The sequence below is a fragment of the Bacillus sp. ISL-51 genome, from assembly GCF_018613535.1.
Classification (GTDB): domain Bacteria; phylum Bacillota; class Bacilli; order Bacillales; family Bacillaceae; genus Bacillus.
This window is the reverse complement of the sequence record NZ_JAGGQB010000005.1, coordinates 507,561-522,012: the sequence shown is the minus strand read 5'-3', so window position 1 is coordinate 522,012 and position 14,452 is coordinate 507,561. Positions and strand designations below refer to the sequence as shown.

The following is a 14,452-nucleotide window of genomic DNA, read 5'->3' as shown; positions in this document are numbered from 1 at the left end:
TCATGTTAACAATAGGCGGAAAACAATTTAATTCAAGACTTCTGTTAGGAACGGGAAAATATCCGAGTTTCGACATCCAGAAAGAAGCGGTCGCCGTATCAGAATCGGATATTTTAACTTTTGCGGTACGGCGGATGAACATATTTGAACCGTCTCAGCCGAATTTTCTTGAACAGCTTGATTTGTCCAAATACACGCTTCTTCCGAATACAGCCGGAGCCTCGACGGCTGAAGAAGCCGTCAGAATCGCAAAGCTTGCAAAAGCATCCGGGCTTTGCGACATGATAAAAGTAGAGGTGATCGGCTGCAGCCGATCTCTTTTGCCGGACCCGGTCGAAACGTTAAAAGCCTCCGAACAGCTGCTTAAAGAGGGGTTTATCGTTCTTCCGTATACGTCTGATGATGTCGTGCTCGCAAGGCGTCTTGAAGAGCTTGGCGTTCATGCCATTATGCCAGGCGCTTCGCCGATCGGCTCGGGCCAAGGCATTCTGAATCCTCTGAATCTGTCATTCATCATTGAGCAGGCGAAGGTGCCTGTCATTGTGGATGCCGGCGTCGGATCTTCAAAAGATGCAGCCTATGCGATGGAACTGGGAGCCGACGGTGTTTTATTAAATACAGCTGTGTCAGGCGCGGATGATCCGGTAAAAATGGCACAGGCGATGAAGCTTGCCGTCGAAGCGGGGCGGCTATCTTATGAGGCGGGCAGAATTCCGGTGAAAGATTACGGCACGGCGAGCAGTCCGCGAGACGGTCTTCCTGTATGACGGACAGATATTCCAGACAGGAGCTGTTTCAGCCGATCGGTCCCGGCGGCCAGCAAAAGCTGAAAGCGTCTCATGCCGTCATTATCGGCGCCGGCGCGCTCGGGACGGCCGGTGCGGAGATGCTTGTCAGAGCAGGTGTTGGGAAAGTAACGATAGCCGACAGAGATTATGTTGAATGGAGCAATCTTCAGCGCCAGCAGCTCTATACTGAAGACGACGTCAGACGGGAAATGCCGAAGGCCGCAGCGGCTGAAAAACGGCTCCGTTCCATTAACAGCGATGTGGATGTGAAAGGCTTAGTCATGGATGTCACCGCAGAAAATGCGCCCCGGCTAATCAGTGATGCTTCAATCATTGTCGACGCTGCGGACAACTTTGAAACAAGGCTTATTGTCAATGACGCGGCGGTTCAGAAGGGAATTCCCTTTTTGTACGGCGCCTGTGTCGGCAGCTATGGGATTTCCTTTACCGTTATTCCTGGTGTCACTCCATGCCTTCACTGTCTGCTTGAGACGCTGCCGTTAGGCGGTTTGACCTGCGATACGGCGGGAATCATCAGCCCTGCGGTATTACAGGTTGCCGTTTATCAGGCTGCCGATGCGCTGAAGCTTTTGACAGGCGAACCTATTGAGCATGTACTCCGTTCCTTTGATTTGTGGAAAAATGAACGGTCAGAAGTGAATATTGCTAAGCTTAAAGCGGCCGAATGCCCAAGCTGCGGCACGAATGAATTTCCGTTTTTATCTTTTGAAAGCCAAACAAAAGCCGCTGTACTGTGCGGCCGAAACACCGTACAGATCAGGACGGAGATGGCAGAACAGATTGAACTTAAATCACTTGCCGGACAGCTCAGACAGGCGGGGCTTGAAGTATCGGCTAATCCGTATTTAATTTCCTGCCGTTCGGACAGTTTAAAGATGGTTCTGTTTCGTGACGGCCGGGCTTTAATTCACGGCACGAGCGACATCAGCAGGGCGAAATCCTTTTATCATAAATGGATCGGGTGACGCGAAAGGAGAGAAAACAGCATGAGCATTTGTAAAGCATTAACGATTGCCGGTTCTGATTCAGGCGGGGGCGCCGGTATTCAGGCGGATCTCAAAACGTTTCAGGAACTCGGCGTCTTCGGAATGTCAGCCATTACAGCGGTAACTGCGCAGAATACACTGGGTGTTCACGGCATCTACCCGCTCACGGCAGAAGCCCTCGGCAGCCAGATAGACGCGGTGGCGGAAGACTTGCGGCCGGACGCATTAAAGACGGGGATGCTGTGGAGCGCTGAGATGATTACGGTGATTGCAGAAAAAATTGATCAGTACGAGCTGGATCATGTAATCGCTGACCCCGTTATGATTGCGAAAGGCGGCGCTTCCTTGCTGCGTGAAGAATCACAGGCCGCATTAAAGGAGCTGTTAATCCCGCGCAGCTATGCGATTACGCCGAATGTTCCCGAAGCCGAGGTGTTAACGGGAATGGAAATCCGTACGTTTGAGGATCGAAAAAAAGCCGCGGAACATCTATGTAAGCTTGGAGCAAAAAATGTCATTATAAAAGGCGGGCACAAGCCTGAACAGGGTAAAATCGTTGATTTATTATTTGACGGCTCGTCTTTTACGCAAATCAGCCACTCGTATATTGACACAAAACATACACACGGAACAGGCTGCACGTTTGCGGCAGCGATGACAGCGGAGACAGCAAAAGGAGCAGAGATTCAAACGGCATTCGAGATTGCCGCCAATTTTGTCCGTGAAGCTGTGGAAAACACGCTCGGCATCGGTGCGGGACACGGCCCGACCAATCATTTTGCCTTTAAAAGAAACAGTTTGCAGACGAGATAAAAAAGGGACCGCTCATGGCTGCGGTCTCTTTCCTGTACTTTTATTCTGGACAAGGTTATGATATGATTGAAATTAAGATCAGGTACTAACACTATGTCTTTAAACTATTACAGGAGGCTTTATACATATGAATTTTTCTCTTGAAGGCCGCAACATCGTTGTGATGGGGGTTGCCAATAAACGCAGTATCGCTTGGGGAATCGCACGTTCACTGCATGAAGCGGGAGCACGCCTCATTTTCACTTATGCCGGAGAGCGCTTGGAAAAATCAGTCCATGAGCTTGCAGCTACTTTAGAAAGAAATGATTCAGTCATTCTTCCGTGTGATGTGACGAACGACGCTGAGATTGAGACTTGCTTTGCAAGCATTAAAGAACAGGTCGGCGTCATCCACGGCATTGCGCATTGCATCGCGTTTGCAAACAAAGAAGAGCTTGTCGGCGAATACTTAAATACGAACCGTGAAGGTTTCTTGCTGGCGCATAACATCAGCTCTTACTCTCTGACAGCCGTCGCAAAAGCGGCGCGTCCGATGATGACAGAAGGCGGAAGCATCGTAACATTGACTTACCTCGGCGGTGAGCGCGTCGTTTCAAACTATAACGTAATGGGTGTTGCGAAAGCGTCTCTTGATGCGAGCGTAAAATATTTAGCTGCTGATTTAGGAAAAGAAAATATCCGTGTAAACAGCATTTCTGCCGGTCCGATCCGCACGCTGTCTGCAAAAGGCATCAGCGACTTTAACTCTATCCTGAAAGACATCGAGGAGCGCGCACCGCTTCGCCGTACAACAACGCCTGAGGAAGTTGGCGATACAGCCGCTTTCTTGTTCAGTGATTTATCAAGAGGCATCACGGGCGAAAATCTTCATGTTGATTCAGGTTTCCATATTACCGCACGTTAATTGACAAGCAGTCCCTGACAGGGATTGCTTTTTTATTTCTTCTGATTTTTGTCATTCTGTCATATAGATAAAACATGACTGAATCGGAGGGATGAAGATGTCAAATAAAAACCGAAACGCGGAGAAAAAACCGCTCATGTATATCGTTCAGCCGGATTATGTGGAAACGCAATCTTCTATGCAGGACATATTAGTAAAAAAAAGGAAAACACCTGAGCCGCCGCAGGAAGAGCTTGTAAAACCGGAGCCTCCGGAGCACGCGGAAAAACAGGCGGATCAGCCTGCCGCCGCCTCGCCGGCCGAAGAAAAGGAGCATGACAAACAAACATTGCCGCCGCAATCCCAGTCAGAAGAAGCAGCCTTGCATGAAGAACAGACTCAGGAGCAGGGCGTTTCAGAGCCTGAGAAAGCCGAAAAGGAACCGGAAGCGGTTCACAATGCCGAGCCGGAAGAGAAAGTGCCGCCAAAACGTGTGAAAAAGCCGATGAGCAGAATGTCCATTATTGAAAAAATTGATTTCTTAACGAAGCTTCCCCACAATATGCCGCGTGCGCTCTGTCTGATTGAAGCGAATGGGAAAACCTACAGAGGTGTGATCGTCGGAAGAAAAAATGATGCGATTTTCCTGCGGACAACAAGCAACGGAGCGCCGACAGAACTCGCAATAGAGGATATCACCTCGCTGCACCCGCTCGGATTTTAAGCATACAAAAAGCTGCCTGAAACATCATTCGGCAGCTTATTTTTATGCTGTTTTTTCGCTTAGTAGTGTGTGCGGTTCAACAGTCTCGGATTCAAGCAATTGATCGCGCAGAAGCAATGAAGATCAACCTCCACACAATAGTTCGTTTTTTCTAATCGAAACACATCGCAGACAGAATCCTTTTCCGTAAAATCAAGAATGTGTTTATGCTCGTCAAACGCAATGAGCAGGCTTAATGTGGCGCAGCCGTCACAGACTCTTTCCACTCTGAAGAAAACGGTATTGAAGCAAGGACCGTTTTCCAGCTCGCCGACATTTCCGTACGCGGTAAACGGTTTAGATTTAGATGTGAAAAGCACAAACGGCACTGTATCGCCTAATGTATAAGCCTGAGATAAAAGGTTAGAATAACAGCCTGCCGGGCAATCTTCTTCCACCGCATTTTGAAGGTCTTCAATATTTTCTACTGCTTCACGCACACAGTTTGTTGTTTTCTGGCTCATAATATCCCTCCTGCCTTAACGTTTTAAATGAAACCGGCAACGAAATCGGAGAGTCAGCCGCCCGAATTCGGGCGGGCTGAATGATTGCATCTGTAATAGAAGGTTGGAAGGGGATTCTCCTTAGAAAAGATGCGAATCATTGACTATCCGTGATGCTTTTTCTCTTTGTGCGGCGCAGTCCGGTTAACAAGCTCCGGTGAAAGGCATTGAATGGCGCAGAAGCAGCCTAAATCAACTTCAATGCAAAATTCTGTTTTTTCTAAACCGAAGAAATCAGGATCACAAGGATGGCAGACGCTGAGGGTGTCGCCATGCACATCTACTGGACGCAATACAGACAGCGTCGCACAGCAATCGCAAAGTCTTTCTACACGGAAGAAAATGGACTCAAAGCATTGGCTATCATCCGCAAATCCTCCGACGTTCCCGAATGTGGAGAACAATCCGCCTTTTTTATCAAATACGAGAAACGGAATGGTATCTTTACCAGCAATTGTCGGACTCAAAAGATTCGTATAGCAGCCGGTCGGGCACTGTTCTTCAACGGCCTCCTGCTCTGCTAAAATCTTTTCGACTGCTTCGCATACACAGTTCTCATCTCGGCCATGGTGTTTTCCGCAGCTCATGGATTTCAGCTCCTTCTTTTAGGGTATTTGACTTTAGTCTTTAACAACATATGTACGTGAGACCCACTTGGTGTGGGTGAACGTCTATAAATCATCATATGCGGGGAAAATAAGAAAAAGCAGAGCGTTTTTTAGCTCTGCTTTTAGATTTAGAGGACAAGAGTGATGACTAAGATGGCAACCAGTGTATTTGTCGCTGTTGAGATCAATGTTGCGATATCGGCATCAACTGTTGTGACATTAACGCCGCGGGAGTTTTCGATGAGAAGTTTTTGGCGGTTGATTTGTTTGTTAGATGTTAGCTGCAGTAAGTCTTGTGCGACTAATTCAGCGATGACTCCGTCAGCGATTGAAGTGAGAGTAGCCGTTACGACTGCCGCATTTAATGCTGTTACGACTGATGTGACTGCCTGAACGTCTGTGGATGTAACGTTGATGTCGCAAGAGTCCCGAATGATAATAGCCTCATCAGACACTTGTTTGCTGATATTTGCCTGAGCCAGGTCCTGGTCGATGAAGGCATTATCGTTGTCGAAAAAACCGTTGCCGTTACAGCAAACATTACATCTTCTTTCTTCTTTTTCTTCTTTTTCTTCTCGCGGATGTTCGCATTCAGGATCAAGTGCAACCCAAGAATATGGTCTGCTTTCCATATCTATTCCTCCTTTTCTTTTACTATTATTAAATGAGCCGGCCCCTTACTTTGACTCAGGCATATATCCTGATAAAAATCACCATTTTTTAGTTATTGACCGGGATTTTGGCGTCTTTGCCGGAGCTGTTCGATTAATTGTTCTCTGCGGGTTTTCGGATTTTGCTGCTGTTCTTGCGCTTTTTCCTGCTCTTTTTTCTGTTTCTGGCTTTCAAGGAAAGCTTCTGATTTCGCCTGCATGTCTTTGACTAATGCGATCAGCATTTCTTTTTCTTCATCAGGTATTTCCCGTAATTTATCCTTTGTCACGCCGTGTTTTTTGAAGACATTGCTGACAAGCACTTTTAAAAGCGGATCCACCTCTGGAAGATTTGCGAGTTCTTCTTTGAATTTTTCGTTATCTGACATTTGTTTTCACCTCAACTTTAAAATTTGTGAAAAGAAAGGGTTAAAGGATGCCGAGTTCAGTAAAAAGTATATTTAATAATTGAAGCAAAATTTGTACAAAGGCCATAATATCGTCTGCTGTCAGTGTGATTTTGACATTGCGGCTGTTAATGACTTGAATAACGGTTCTTTTTTTTATCTGGCAATCATCCAGGATCAGCAGTTCGGTTACCATTTGGTCGGCTGTATCTTCATCTGCGACCATGAGCTGTGTCGCGAGGATAATCGCCGTAGTAACTGAGGCTTGTATAGAAAGAGCGGCCGTTATATGTGTTGTATCCACTGTGATATTTTCGCAATCAATCACTTCGATCTCCTGTTCGAATTCGCTGGATAATTGTTCGAATATTTGCGGTTGCAGTGTTTCAACTTTTTCTTCAAACGACATAACCTTCACTCCTTTCTAATCCATACTTTATATAATGCAAATGAAACGCCGAGCGGAATAAGAAAAACAACTAAACCACACCCATTTTTTTACCGGACAAGATGCGATTCATGAGGATCAGGATTTTCGCATATATGTAAAAGAGGTCATGTTTTGAAAAGGAGTGAATCAGTGGTTATTAATTGGCTTTCATTTTTTCTGCTTTCGTTTGCCGTTTTTCGGTTGGCCAGGCTTTTTGTTTTTGACACCATTATGGCGCCGCTCAGGAGCCTTTTTCACGAAGAAAAAACGGAGACCGCTCCTGACGGCTCAACAGAAACCTATATCGTTATCAAAGGAAAGGGTCTCAGGGCATTTATCGGTGAACTGCTCAGCTGCTACTGGTGTACGGGCGTATGGTGCGCCGCCTTTTTGATCATCGCGCAAATTGTGATTCCTCAAGCGGCGCAATGGCTGATTTTACTTTTGGCAATTGCCGGCGCAGCGGGAATTATTGAGGCGGCGGTTTCCCGTCTGCTTCCGGAATAAGGCGGTTCCACCAGCAACTTATCGTAACTTTCGGCATAAACTAGCATATATGACATAAGGAAAGGAAGGATCATCATGAGTCAATCAAGCAAACCTTCCCAAAATTCTCCATACAAAACTTCTGAGCATCAGCCTTACGGAAAAAAAATTAAAAAGAAAGGCTGCGGGTGCGGCCAAAAGAAAAAACCGAGACCTATGTAAAAAAACCGGAGATTCCGGTTTTTTTGTTTTTCAGAACCCCCGTCTCTTTTCCGCATAGACAATAGGAGGGGGGATCAATATGAACATCATTGAAATGTTTATAAACAGAAAATATCATCCGCACAATCAAAAACAAAGACTGCATGACAGTAATATCCTTTCTATTGAAAAGCAGTTGTCAGAATTTGATGATGCAGGATTGCGCTTTGAAGAATGGATAGAAGTATTTGCATCCGAAACGGAAGCAAAGCTGAAGAAAATGGAGCATCTCCAATAAAATTCATGAAATCCGCACTGGCCCTATGCATTTATCCAAGCCAAACGAGTCAGCTCACATAGTGTATAGAGAGTAAAGGAGGTGCTTATATATGGGATTCGGATATGGCGGATTCGGCGGCTGCGGCGGTGGTTATGGCGGCTGCGGCGGTTACGGCGGCTGCGGCGGTTACGGCGGTTACGGCGGCGGCTATGTCGGAGGCGGATACGGCTCAACATTTGTTCTTGTAGTCGTATTGTTTATCCTTCTGATCATTGTCGGTGCGTCCTTTCTTTAATTAATCATTAAGCAAGACCCAGGAAAAGCGCGGGGACATCAAGCCCCGTGCTTGCCTGATGCTTACGGGGTGTGGAGCTGGGGAGCCCGGATTTTTTTCTTGTGTCCTCTGAGCACATGATCCGCCCTTTGTTCATACAATATCGTATTACTCCACAAAAGGAGGCAAAACATGGATAATCAATTTTTTAAAAATATTGAGAAGAAAACAGGCGTCAACATGAAGGATGTCATGAATCTCGCCGGAAGTTTGCAAAATGCCGATTTCAAAGATGAAAATACGGTGAGAGGCGTCATTCAGAAGGTGTCGCAGCTGGCAAACAAACGTGTTCCGAAAGAATTAGAAGACAAAATCGTTCAATCTATTACAAGCGGAAAAGAGAAGCTCGATTTTGGCACCATTTCTAAAATGCTGAACAATAAATAGGGTCAGCCGGCCTTGCTGTCTTTGCTGCGGTAGGCCTTTTTATTTGAAAAAAACCCGGCAGATTTCTGCCGGGCTGTTTATATTTTGAGTGCAGTCCGTCTGTTTAGCTGAAGAAGAGGCTCAAGAAATCTTGAACTGCGGGCTGTTTTTCCCCGCCTGTTTGCCGGACTTGATACATAAAGATGCTGCATGGCTCTTGTCATGGCCACGTACAGAAGCCGCCGCTCTTCTTCGAGCGGAGCGCCGTCTCCCTTTCTCGCTGTTTCGAGCGCAAAATCATGGGGGATCGAGCCGTCCGCCGCGCCTAAAATATAGACCGTATTGAATTCGAGCCCTTTGGAGCGGTGAATCGTCATCAGTTCGACGCCGTTTTCGTCCGTTTTTACATTTTCGGCGGCGCGCATATGATCGACATGGGCAAGAAAATCGGGAATGGTCTTAAACTTTTTGGCGGCAACCTTGACATCCCGAAGGTCATCAGAGCCTTTTTCAAGCTTGTTTCCTTCATTTCCCCGTTTTTTTATATACTCGGAAAAGCCCATTTTGCTTTCTGCAAAGGTAATGGCTTCAATAGGCTTCATCGTGCGGATGCTTGCGAAAAATGGCACGATTTGTTTTATTTTATTGAGCTGGAAAGGCTTCAGGTCGGGAAGCTTTGTCAGCGCTTTTATCATGGTGCAGTCTTCTGTTATGGACAGCGCCTTTACTGTTTGTAAGGCAGACTGCTTCAAGAACAGGGCCGGCAGCAAATCCTTCACTGCATCCGGATCATCCTCATTTTGGCTCGCGTATAAGTACGCGAGAATCTGCCGGACGATTCTTCGGCTGTAAAAGGTTTGCACGCCGCGGTCCGCATGATAAGGAATGGATGATTGATGCAGCCTTTCGTACATGGCCCGTCCGGCGCTGTTCGTCCGGTAAAGAACGGCAAAATCATCAGGGCTTGCTCCGTTTTGGATTTTCTCTTTTATATCAGATACGATCATTGTCGCCTCTTCTTCTTCATCGTAAGGATAAAAAATGACTGGCTCATGCAGGCCATCCCGGACGGCGGAAAGTGTTTTCGCATACCGTTTTTTATTTTTCTTTACGACATTGTGAGCACTTGAGACAATCGGGTGCGTCGAGCGATAATTCTCTGTTAAGTATATCGTCTTTGCAGCGGGATAGTCTTTCTGAAAATCAAGAATAAATGACGGGCTGCTGCCGCGGAACGCATAGATGGATTGATCGTCATCCCCGACGCAGCACAAGTTATCCTCGGGACTTGCGATCATTTGCATGATTTTATACTGCACCGGATTGATATCCTGAAACTCGTCAATCAAAATATGAGAAAATCTCGATTGATATTGCGCGAGTATATCAGGGCGGCTTTGAAACAGCTCGTAACAGCCTTGGGCCATATCATCAAAGTCAAATTGATTCTTCTCTTGCTTCTGCCGCTCGTAACGCTCATAAAGCCTGTATACTTTTTTCTCCCATTCGTCCTCCAACGGAACTCGCTCATGAGACAGATACGTATTTTTCCAGCATCCGATAAGCTGCAGGGCTTGGTCAACAGGAAACTCTTTTTCATCCAAATCTTCTTCATAGAGCGCTTTTTTCAAATATTGCTCTTTCTGCCACTCCATTTTTAAGAGCTGGCTGCCATTCCATTTGGAAGAATCAAAGTGATATAAAATTTTATAAAAGAAGCTGTGGAATGTTCCGGTTACGAGACGGGCGACTTTGGAGGCGGAAAGTCCGTATTCATTGGACATCCGCTCCTTCATTTCAGCGACTGCTTTAGTCGTAAAGGTCACCAGCAGCATGTTTTCTGGTGAAATGCCGAGATGTTCAATCATATGGGCAGCGCGGGCGGTCAAAACCCTTGTTTTTCCGCTCCCGGCGCCTGCAAGCACAAGCAGCGGCCCGCTAGTTTCGGTGACCGCCTCCAGCTGTTCCCGGTTTAAACCGATATCAGGAAACAGAGAAGTATCAGGTGTTTCCGTTTTCACGGTAAATGGCGCGGCGGACGTTATTTTTTGCGGTCTTTTCCATTCGGAGAGAACCGGCTTTCTGTCCGCTGAAATGGCTTTTCCTTTCGGCAGGCGGAACATGCCGGTTTCCTTATAATCCTCTTTTTCTGCCTCCGCCTGAGGGGCCATTTCCTCACAGGCTTTTTCACAGGCTGTGAAATCACCCTTTTGGCGATGGTAAAATTCCGGCGCTTCTAAAATCGTAAGCCGCATCATTACAGGTTTGTCACAATGTGCGCAAAATAAATGGCCTTTTTGCGCTTCTTCAAAAAGGAATTGATAATGTTCTCTAGAATATGTATGTAAATGTATCGTTCGATGGTTCAGTCGGGCGCATTTCAAAAAGGGGTCCTCCCATTAAAATGTGTTCATCCATTTGATAGACAAAGAATATCATATCAAAAGAACCGCGTTTCAAAAAGTAAGATTAAGGGAAATGAAGAGCAAAGGGGAGGGTTACATATGATTTATGCGGGACCGATCCAAAACCAGCAATATGCTCAGTACGCAAACCGGACAGCAGGATATAAACCAGACTATGCCGGCATTACAAAAGCGGCCGCTCTGGCCAATGACAGGGACTACAGAGAAGTGGAACGCCGCCGGGAAAACGCGGCAGCCGCTGAAAAGAAAGTAAATGAGGAAAAACGTAAGCGCTCTCTTCGTCACGTGATGGGAAGAGCGGGAAAAGGACGATATATTAATCAATACGCTTAAAGCCCCGGATAAGAGCCGGGGCTTTATCGTTAAATGAAAAATTCTCTTTTTCTTTCAAATAGTAAGATTTAAAATAATGGAAGAAAGGAATGATCATGTTGAAAAGATTCAGGTTTTTAGTGGTTGGGTTACTCGTGTTAAGCTTCTTTACAATCGGAGCGAGACCGACACACGCAGCAGAAAACTCCGTAAAAGATATAACCCTCACAAAGCTGGCGCCACATGTATGGATGCATACAAGCACCGGGATAGTAGATGGAAGTCCTGTTCCGGCAAACGGTGTAGTCCTTGAAACGTCGAAAGGGTTAGTCATGATTGACACCCCTTGGGATGACAGCCTCACAGATCAATTGCTTCAGCGGTTAAAACAGCAATTTCCGGACAAACAGGTCACCGATGCGATTGTGACGCACGCCCATGACGATCGTATAGGGGGACTGAACACTCTTTACAAAAATGGAGTAAAGGTACACAGCACGAAGCTGACGGCCGACTTAGCAGAACAAAGGGGATTTGACCGGCCGCTCGGAGATTTAAAGAAGGTAACGAAGATGCGGTTTGGCGGTATTGATGTACAAACGTATTATCCTGGAAAAGGACACACAAAAGATAATATCATCGTCTGGCTGCCGCAAGAGAAACTCTTATTTGGAGGATGTTTAATAAAGGCATTGGAGACACAGGAAATCGTTCCGACCCCGGACTTCTATCCGGATCACTGGCCGCATGCGGTAGAAAACGTAATAAAAAGATATAACCATATCAACATTGTGGTTCCAGGCCATGGGAATCCGGGGGATGCCCGTTTATTAACTCATACGCTGAGTTTGCTGGAAAATCAAAAATGATGAAGAAAAGCCGACACTTTATTACGTTAAGTGCCGGCTCGTTTTTTATCTTTTATAGATTTTAAGAAAAGCTAAGATAGCAATAAGTAACGTTAATACTGCATATCCAACTGTCCACCAAAAATGTTCAGTAAATGCAGAATAATCGCCAATGATAACATCTTGTGCTAATTCAATTGCGTGAACAAAGGGTAAAGCATAGGCGATTTTTTTAAATGATTCACCGAGAAGATTTAAATCCATCCAGGCTCCGCCTAAAAATTGCACTAACGTGATATACATTGTCCCGATCCCTGAAATCTGTTTATCTGTAAAGATTGCCCCTAAGCATAACCCAAAGAATATGGACATGATGGCTATCGGCAATAATACAGCGATACTTAACAATAGATCTAACCATTCAACGGATAAACCTGCAGCCATCGCCGCTAAATAACAAATGACGATTTGTAAAATGGCTAACGGTATCATCGGCAGGGCATAACCAGCAACATAATCGGTTATTTTCAATGGGGAAGCAAACAAACGGGTCAGAAGTGCAGTCTGTTTATCCTTTGCAATTAATAATGCAGAGAACATCGTGAGAAAAGCAAAACTAAAGACAATCAGTCCGGGTGCCAAATGATTGACTTTAAAGGTATCAAGCGGCGCATTTTTCTCAATGGTTGTAAAAACAAGTAATAAAATAACGGGTAATGCGATTCCCAGTATAATGGACAGGGGATCACGAAATATTTCCTTTCGATTGCGTATCGCAAAATTAAGCATAAATTCCGGCCTCACCGTCACAAATGGCTAAAAAGGCCTCTTCAAATGTTGCTGTATGAGTTTGCTGCTTCAGCTCCTCCGCCGTGCCCAGCGCTTTTAATGAACCTTTTTCTAAAATGCAAATACGGTCTGCCAGTGCTTCGGCTTCTTCCAAATAGTGTGTTGTTAAAATAATCGTCATGTTTCCTTTCAGTTTCTCAAGATTCTTCCATAATTCACGGCGCGAACGAACATCCAGTCCTAATGTCGGCTCATCTAAGAAATAGATTTGCGGATTCGTAATCATTCCCATCGCAATGCTTAACCGGCGCTGCATTCCGCCAGATAATGTTTTCGTCTTTGCTTTTTCCTTCTCCTTTAAATGGAACAATTCCAGCATGTCAGATGCCTTTATTTTCGCTTCTTTTTTTGACATCCCATAAATTCCTGCAATAAACTCCAAGTTTTCACGCACCGTTAAATTCGGCGCTATAGCAGTTTCCTGAGGCGACAAATTCATTTTAGGTTTCACTTTGTCCAGATCAGTCAAAATACTATGCCCGAGCACGAATGCATCTCCGCCATCAGGTGAAAGAAGCCCGCAGAGCATACTGATTAGTGTCGTTTTCCCGGCACCATTTTCACCTAATAAAGCAAAAAATTCTCCACTCTTAACTGAAAATTCAAGATGATCGACAGCCGTTACACCTTTATAATTTTTCGTTAATTTCTTCAGTTGAATGGCGGGCATTTACTCTTCCTCGCCTTCTTCATCTATGTTTTTGGCATTTAAAATATCATTAGCGAATTCGAAAAAGAGTTCTTGTTTTACAAGTGCAATACCCTGCTGGTCATCACCTAACATGAGCAGCGAGTCCCCTGGCTGAATATTAAACACTTCTCTCGCTTCTTTTGGAATTACAATTTGCCCTTTCGTTCCAACTTTGACAGTTCCAAAGATATGCTTTCCTTTTGGGGCTACCATTTCATGTCCTCCTCAGTAAGAATTGTATATTTTGTATGATTTGTATTACTAAACATACCAAACATACTCTTTTTTTACACAAATTTCAAGTGTAAAACGAAAATTTTCCCAGGTGTACAAAAACACTCCTGCCTCATCATCCGAGACAGGAGTGTTTTTTATTTTTTATTATCTTTTACCATTTCCAAATGGGGAATGCCGGCGTCGAGAAATTCTTCCCCGGATGTGACACGGTATCCTTGTTTTTCGTAAAACGGCACCGCCCGGGTCTGTGCATTTAAGATAAAAGCAGAAGCGCCGCGCGCGGCTGCGGCTTTTTCAAGCGCCTGCATAATGATCGCGCCGACGCCGAGAGAGCGGTGGCTCTTCATCACGCAGATACGTTCTAATTTTGCATAGCTGTCTTTCAAGCGCCATCTGCCGGCTCCGACGGGCTGGCTGCCATCGTAAATGACGATATGTTCTGATTCGTCTTCTAAATGATCGATTTCTTCTTCTTCCGGTACTTGCTGTTCTTTAACAAAGACCTCTTTTCTGACGAAAAAAGCGTCGTTTATTTGTTTTTCAGTATGAGCGATGATGGTTTCCAAAACA

21 protein-coding genes are annotated in these 14,452 nt (G+C 45.4%); 11 read left to right on the top strand and 10 right to left on the bottom strand.

Annotated features, from left to right (window positions below):
* Nucleotides 1–2 precede the first annotated feature (2 nt).
* The 5 genes from thiG to J7E26_RS07430 all read left to right on the top strand — a co-directional run bounded on the left by thiG (nt 3) and on the right by J7E26_RS07430 (nt 4,215).
* On the top strand, nt 3–767 hold the full coding sequence (gene thiG, locus J7E26_RS07450) for a thiazole synthase (protein WP_214801020.1): 765 nt from the start codon (nt 3–5) through the stop codon (nt 765–767).
* Entirely contained in the window at nt 764–1,774 is a 1,011-nt protein-coding gene (thiF, locus tag J7E26_RS07445; RefSeq protein ID WP_214801023.1) for a thiazole biosynthesis adenylyltransferase ThiF, read from the top strand. The genes thiG and thiF overlap by 4 nt, the downstream gene beginning before the upstream one ends.
* Nucleotides 1,775–1,795: 21 nt before the next feature.
* Nucleotides 1,796–2,608, top strand: coding sequence for a bifunctional hydroxymethylpyrimidine kinase/phosphomethylpyrimidine kinase (gene thiD / locus J7E26_RS07440; protein ID WP_214801026.1), 813 nt, complete (start codon nt 1,796–1,798; stop codon nt 2,606–2,608).
* A 127-nt stretch (nt 2,609–2,735) separates the two neighbouring features.
* Nucleotides 2,736–3,512 carry an enoyl-ACP reductase FabI gene (fabI, locus tag J7E26_RS07435; protein WP_214801029.1) on the top strand — a complete coding sequence of 259 codons (777 nt, stop codon included), beginning with the start codon at nt 2,736–2,738 and terminating at the stop codon, nt 3,510–3,512.
* 97 nt (nt 3,513–3,609) lie between these two features.
* A complete protein-coding gene (locus J7E26_RS07430; RefSeq protein ID WP_285288992.1) occupies nt 3,610–4,215 on the top strand; it encodes a CotO family spore coat protein in 606 nt (201 codons plus the stop codon).
* 59 nt (nt 4,216–4,274) lie between these two features.
* On the opposite strand, the gene cotZ is transcribed toward J7E26_RS07430, so the two are convergent.
* From cotZ to J7E26_RS07405, 5 genes are all read right to left on the bottom strand, one after another.
* Nucleotides 4,275–4,718, bottom strand: coding sequence for a spore coat protein CotZ (gene cotZ, locus J7E26_RS07425; RefSeq protein ID WP_214801035.1), 444 nt, complete (start codon nt 4,716–4,718; stop codon nt 4,275–4,277).
* Between the two features lie 143 nt (nt 4,719–4,861).
* A complete protein-coding gene (gene cotY, locus J7E26_RS07420) occupies nt 4,862–5,344 on the bottom strand; it encodes a spore coat protein CotY (protein WP_214801038.1) in 483 nt (160 codons plus the stop codon).
* Between the two features lie 149 nt (nt 5,345–5,493).
* Nucleotides 5,494–5,997 (bottom strand): spore coat protein CotX, encoded by a 504-nt coding sequence (cotX, locus tag J7E26_RS07415; RefSeq protein WP_214801041.1) that lies wholly within the window; start codon nt 5,995–5,997, stop codon nt 5,494–5,496.
* Between the two features lie 92 nt (nt 5,998–6,089).
* Nucleotides 6,090–6,404 (bottom strand): spore coat protein, encoded by a 315-nt coding sequence (locus J7E26_RS07410; protein ID WP_214801045.1) that lies wholly within the window; start codon nt 6,402–6,404, stop codon nt 6,090–6,092.
* A 40-nt stretch (nt 6,405–6,444) separates the two neighbouring features.
* A complete protein-coding gene (locus tag J7E26_RS07405) occupies nt 6,445–6,831 on the bottom strand; it encodes a spore coat protein (protein WP_214801048.1) in 387 nt (128 codons plus the stop codon).
* Between the two features lie 171 nt (nt 6,832–7,002).
* Between J7E26_RS07405 and J7E26_RS07400 the strand changes: the two genes are divergently transcribed.
* From J7E26_RS07400 to spoVIF, 4 genes are all read left to right on the top strand, one after another.
* A complete protein-coding gene (locus J7E26_RS07400) occupies nt 7,003–7,359 on the top strand; it encodes a DUF1360 domain-containing protein (RefSeq protein ID WP_214801051.1) in 357 nt (118 codons plus the stop codon).
* 280 nt (nt 7,360–7,639) lie between these two features.
* Nucleotides 7,640–7,837, top strand: coding sequence for a hypothetical protein (locus J7E26_RS07395; RefSeq protein WP_214801054.1), 198 nt, complete (start codon nt 7,640–7,642; stop codon nt 7,835–7,837).
* A 91-nt stretch (nt 7,838–7,928) separates the two neighbouring features.
* A complete protein-coding gene (locus tag J7E26_RS07390; protein ID WP_214813223.1) occupies nt 7,929–8,114 on the top strand; it encodes a YjcZ family sporulation protein in 186 nt (61 codons plus the stop codon).
* A 171-nt stretch (nt 8,115–8,285) separates the two neighbouring features.
* Entirely contained in the window at nt 8,286–8,540 is a 255-nt protein-coding gene (spoVIF, locus tag J7E26_RS07385) for a sporulation-specific transcription regulator SpoVIF (protein WP_214801060.1), read from the top strand.
* A gap of 77 nt (nt 8,541–8,617) precedes the next feature.
* Here spoVIF and J7E26_RS07380 read toward each other — a convergent pair whose 3' ends face one another.
* The gene (locus J7E26_RS07380) at nt 8,618–10,903 is read right to left on the bottom strand and encodes an ATP-dependent helicase (protein WP_214813220.1); all 2,286 of its coding nucleotides are present in this window, start codon (nt 10,901–10,903) and stop codon (nt 8,618–8,620) included.
* 120 nt (nt 10,904–11,023) lie between these two features.
* Here J7E26_RS07380 and J7E26_RS07375 point away from each other — a divergent pair, with 120 nt between their 5' ends.
* Together J7E26_RS07375 and bla are read left to right on the top strand one after the other, a co-directional pair.
* Entirely contained in the window at nt 11,024–11,278 is a 255-nt protein-coding gene (locus J7E26_RS07375) for a hypothetical protein (RefSeq protein WP_214801067.1), read from the top strand.
* An 89-nt stretch (nt 11,279–11,367) separates the two neighbouring features.
* Nucleotides 11,368–12,126, top strand: coding sequence for a subclass B1 metallo-beta-lactamase (bla, locus tag J7E26_RS07370; RefSeq protein ID WP_214984845.1), 759 nt, complete (start codon nt 11,368–11,370; stop codon nt 12,124–12,126).
* A gap of 45 nt (nt 12,127–12,171) precedes the next feature.
* Here the strand turns inward: bla and J7E26_RS07365 are convergent, their stop codons facing one another.
* From J7E26_RS07365 to J7E26_RS07350, 4 genes are all read right to left on the bottom strand, one after another.
* Nucleotides 12,172–12,894, bottom strand: a complete 723-nt coding sequence (locus tag J7E26_RS07365) for an ABC transporter permease (protein ID WP_214801074.1) — start codon at nt 12,892–12,894, stop codon at nt 12,172–12,174.
* Nucleotides 12,887–13,624 (bottom strand): ABC transporter ATP-binding protein, encoded by a 738-nt coding sequence (locus J7E26_RS07360; protein ID WP_214801077.1) that lies wholly within the window; start codon nt 13,622–13,624, stop codon nt 12,887–12,889. The genes J7E26_RS07365 and J7E26_RS07360 overlap by 8 nt, the downstream gene beginning before the upstream one ends.
* A complete protein-coding gene (locus J7E26_RS07355) occupies nt 13,625–13,858 on the bottom strand; it encodes an AbrB/MazE/SpoVT family DNA-binding domain-containing protein (protein WP_214801080.1) in 234 nt (77 codons plus the stop codon).
* Between the two features lie 158 nt (nt 13,859–14,016).
* Entirely contained in the window at nt 14,017–14,448 is a 432-nt protein-coding gene (locus tag J7E26_RS07350) for a GNAT family N-acetyltransferase (protein ID WP_214801083.1), read from the bottom strand.
* Nucleotides 14,449–14,452 lie beyond the last annotated feature (4 nt).

Coding starts and splice junctions, on each gene's coding strand:
- J7E26_RS07430 (WP_285288992.1), top strand. CDS start 3,610: ATGTCAAATAAAAACCGAAACGCGGAGAAAAAACCGCTCATGTATATC.
- J7E26_RS07405 (WP_214801048.1), bottom strand. CDS start 6,831: ATGTCGTTTGAAGAAAAAGTTGAAACACTGCAACCGCAAATATTCGAA.
- fabI (WP_214801029.1), top strand. CDS start 2,736: ATGAATTTTTCTCTTGAAGGCCGCAACATCGTTGTGATGGGGGTTGCC.
- thiG (WP_214801020.1), top strand. CDS start 3: ATGTTAACAATAGGCGGAAAACAATTTAATTCAAGACTTCTGTTAGGA.
- cotZ (WP_214801035.1), bottom strand. CDS start 4,718: ATGAGCCAGAAAACAACAAACTGTGTGCGTGAAGCAGTAGAAAATATT.
- thiF (WP_214801023.1), top strand. CDS start 764: ATGACGGACAGATATTCCAGACAGGAGCTGTTTCAGCCGATCGGTCCC.
- bla (WP_214984845.1), top strand. CDS start 11,368: ATGATCATGTTGAAAAGATTCAGGTTTTTAGTGGTTGGGTTACTCGTG.
- J7E26_RS07360 (WP_214801077.1), bottom strand. CDS start 13,624: ATGCCCGCCATTCAACTGAAGAAATTAACGAAAAATTATAAAGGTGTA.
- J7E26_RS07365 (WP_214801074.1), bottom strand. CDS start 12,894: ATGCTTAATTTTGCGATACGCAATCGAAAGGAAATATTTCGTGATCCC.
- cotY (WP_214801038.1), bottom strand. CDS start 5,344: ATGAGCTGCGGAAAACACCATGGCCGAGATGAGAACTGTGTATGCGAA.
- J7E26_RS07410 (WP_214801045.1), bottom strand. CDS start 6,404: ATGTCAGATAACGAAAAATTCAAAGAAGAACTCGCAAATCTTCCAGAG.
- J7E26_RS07390 (WP_214813223.1), top strand. CDS start 7,929: ATGGGATTCGGATATGGCGGATTCGGCGGCTGCGGCGGTGGTTATGGC.
- cotX (WP_214801041.1), bottom strand. CDS start 5,997: ATGGAAAGCAGACCATATTCTTGGGTTGCACTTGATCCTGAATGCGAA.
- spoVIF (WP_214801060.1), top strand. CDS start 8,286: ATGGATAATCAATTTTTTAAAAATATTGAGAAGAAAACAGGCGTCAAC.
- J7E26_RS07355 (WP_214801080.1), bottom strand. CDS start 13,858: ATGGTAGCCCCAAAAGGAAAGCATATCTTTGGAACTGTCAAAGTTGGA.
- J7E26_RS07395 (WP_214801054.1), top strand. CDS start 7,640: ATGAACATCATTGAAATGTTTATAAACAGAAAATATCATCCGCACAAT.
- thiD (WP_214801026.1), top strand. CDS start 1,796: ATGAGCATTTGTAAAGCATTAACGATTGCCGGTTCTGATTCAGGCGGG.
- J7E26_RS07375 (WP_214801067.1), top strand. CDS start 11,024: ATGATTTATGCGGGACCGATCCAAAACCAGCAATATGCTCAGTACGCA.